This is a genomic window from Sphingomonas sp. (genome assembly GCF_048594985.1).
In the GTDB taxonomy this organism is placed as follows: Bacteria; Pseudomonadota; Alphaproteobacteria; order Sphingomonadales; family Sphingomonadaceae; genus Sphingomonas_I.
In genome coordinates this window covers 1-1,868 of the sequence record NZ_JBMDXG010000210.1, presented here as the reverse complement: position 1 = coordinate 1,868, position 1,868 = coordinate 1, and the positions used below count along the sequence as shown (strand labels likewise).

Sequence of the window (1,868 nt, the reverse complement as noted above, 5' to 3'; positions counted from 1 at the left end):
CGCGCGCCGCGTGCTTGATCATATCACACCCGGCGCGGTGGTCGCGCTCTACCATGCGCTTCCCGACGAACTCGATCCCGCCCCGCTCGCCGGCATTCTCGCCGCGCGCGGCCACGCGCTGGCACTGCCGCAGGTGGCGCCCGACCACGTCACGATGCGGTTCGTCGCATGGCAACCGGGCGACCCGCTGATCCGCGCCGAATTCGGCCTGCTCCATCCGGCCGCCGGGCATGAGGTTGCGCCCACGATCGTCCTCACGCCGCTCGTCGGGTTCGATCGCGCGGGCCGCCGCGTCGGGCAGGGGGCGGGCCATTATGATCGCGCCTTCGCCGCGCTCCCGGGCGCGGTCCGCATCGGCTATGCCTGGTCCGTGCAGGAGACCGACGCGGTGCCGCACGACCCGTGGGATGTGGGGCTGCACGCGATCGTGACCGAGCGCGAGTGGATCGGCGTGGAGACGGTGGCGTGAGGCCCACCTGGCGAAAGCCGGCGGGCGTGCTCGCCATACTCCTTTATATCATGCTGTGGGCCGGCGCGGTCGTCAGCCAGGCCGATCGGATCGCGCGTCTGCCCTGGCCGCTGCAGGCACTGGTCTACGCCGTCGCGGGGATCGTCTGGATCGCACCGCTCAAGCCGTTGCTGCGCTGGATGGAGCTTGGTCGCTGGCGCGCGTGACGGTCGTCAGTCTTTTTTAATACGGGCCCGTTACGGCACCGCCATGACCGAGTTGGCTTACCAGGATACGTGGCGTCGCGTGTATGACGACGTCGCGCGTCTGCTGTTCGATCGTCATCTGGAACCCACGCCCGCAAATTATGCCATGGCTCATCGCCATGTGACAGCGGGCGCGCCGGCGGCTCCGTGCGCAAGCGATCGGACGACGAAAGGGCATGGCGTGGGCGGCCTATTCGCCGCGTCGGCGGCCGCCTTTACTGCCGAACGATCCGTGGAACTGTCCGCCGCCGACCTGCATGGCATGGTGGCGGAGGCGGAGGCGCGGCTCAGCGAGGTCCGCAATCTGGTCGGCCGGTCGCACACCGACACCCGGGAATATGGGCGAGCGCTCGCCAGCAACGCGGCCGATCTGGAAGCGGGCGCCCCCGTCCAGCCGGTGGTCGACGCGCTGATCGCCCTCACCCGTTCGATGATCAGCCGCACGAGCGGCGTCGAGGAACAGCTCCATGCCGCCAGCGACGAGATCCGCCAGCTGCGCGAAAGCCTGACCGAGGCGCAGGACCAGGCGAATCGTGACGCGCTGACGGGGCTGCCCAATCGCCGCGCGCTCGACGCGCAGCTTGCGATCGCGTCCGAAGCGGCGCGGACCTCGGGTCGGCCGTTCAGCATCGCGATCTGCGACATCGATCATTTCAAGGCATTCAACGACCGCTTCGGTCATCAGATCGGCGACGAGGTGATCAAGCTGGTCGCGGCCAGCCTGGCGCGCGACGCAGGCGAACGGCTGTTCGCCGCGCGCTATGGCGGGGAGGAGTTCGTCGTACTGTTCGAGGGGCTCGACGCGGCAGCAGCGGGGCGCGAGGTCGATCGGATCCGTGCCACGATCGGCGCCCGGAGCCTGCGGGTCAACGCCACCGGGCAGACGCTGGGCCGGCTGACCTTCTCGGCTGGCATCGCGCAGCACGATATCGGCGATGAGAGCGTGTCCGCGATGCTCAAGCGCGCCGACGTGGCGCTTTACGAGGCAAAGCGGGCGGGACGCGACCGCGTCATCGTCGGCTGACAGTTCAGGGAGAAATGCTCCGCCATCCGGGATGGCGCGAGTGACGGGGCTCGAACCCGCGACCTCCGGCGTGACAGGCCGGCGCTCTAACCAACTGAGCTACACCCGCATGGCCGTTCCCTGCGGAGAC

General features: G+C 69.2%; 3 protein-coding genes and 1 tRNA gene. 3 read left to right on the top strand and 1 reads right to left on the bottom strand.

Features of this window, described 5'->3' with window-relative positions:
- From ACOJSF_RS08220 to ACOJSF_RS08210, 3 genes are all read left to right on the top strand, one after another.
- A partial coding sequence (locus tag ACOJSF_RS08220; RefSeq protein WP_420141730.1) for a 5-formyltetrahydrofolate cyclo-ligase occupies nt 1-469 on the top strand: 469 nt, incomplete at its 5' end.
- Nucleotides 466-675 (top strand): DUF2842 domain-containing protein, encoded by a 210-nt coding sequence (locus tag ACOJSF_RS08215; protein WP_420141729.1) that lies wholly within the window; start codon nt 466-468, stop codon nt 673-675. The genes ACOJSF_RS08220 and ACOJSF_RS08215, both read left to right, overlap by 4 nt.
- Nucleotides 676-895: 220 nt before the next feature.
- Entirely contained in the window at nt 896-1,738 is an 843-nt protein-coding gene (locus tag ACOJSF_RS08210) for a GGDEF domain-containing protein (RefSeq protein ID WP_420141728.1), read from the top strand.
- Nucleotides 1,739-1,770: 32 nt separating this feature from the next.
- Here ACOJSF_RS08210 and ACOJSF_RS08205 read toward each other — a convergent pair.
- Nucleotides 1,771-1,847 (bottom strand) — tRNA-Asp (locus tag ACOJSF_RS08205).
- Between the last annotated feature and the right edge of the window lie 21 nt (nt 1,848-1,868).